Below are 529 nucleotides of genomic sequence, written 5' to 3'. Positions count from 1 at the left end.
CTACGACCCGATGAACCCCACCGACCTGCTCTCGCCGCTCGCGGACAAGTCGGCGTATCACGGCACGCCCATCGACTACAACGTGCGCGCCGAGCGCATGGGCTGGCTGCCCTCGGCACCGCAGCTTTCGTGCAACCCGCTCGAACTCGGGCGCGCGCTCGGTGACGCCGGGCAGGCGGGCGCGGCGGTGGCGAGCAAGCTCAAGGACGGCAGCCTCAAGCTCGCCTGCGAGGACCCCGACAGCCCCACCTCGTTCCCGCGCAACCTGTTCGTGTGGCGCTCGAATCTGCTCGGCTCCTCGGGCAAGGGGCACGAGTACTTCCTCAAGCATTTGCTCGGCACCACCAACGGCGTGCAGGGCGAGGAAGTCGTGAAGAACGGCGCCGCACGTCCCGAGGAAGTCGTCTGGCACGACGAAGCGCCGACCGGCAAGCTCGACCTGCTCTGCACGCTGGACTTCCGCATGTCCACCACCTGCATGTACTCGGACGTCGTGCTGCCCACGGCCACGTGGTACGAGAAGGACGAC

1 protein-coding gene is annotated in these 529 nt (G+C 67.9%); it reads left to right on the top strand.

What is annotated here, in order from left to right:
* Positions 1-529: molybdopterin-dependent oxidoreductase (locus HV773_RS36615; protein ID WP_175198571.1), on the top strand; the 529-nt coding region annotated here is incomplete at both ends.

This window comes from Paraburkholderia caffeinitolerans (assembly GCF_902859945.1).
GTDB classification, from domain to species: domain Bacteria; phylum Pseudomonadota; class Gammaproteobacteria; order Burkholderiales; family Burkholderiaceae; genus Paraburkholderia; species Paraburkholderia caffeinitolerans.
This window is presented reverse-complemented; position numbering and strand designations above follow the sequence as displayed.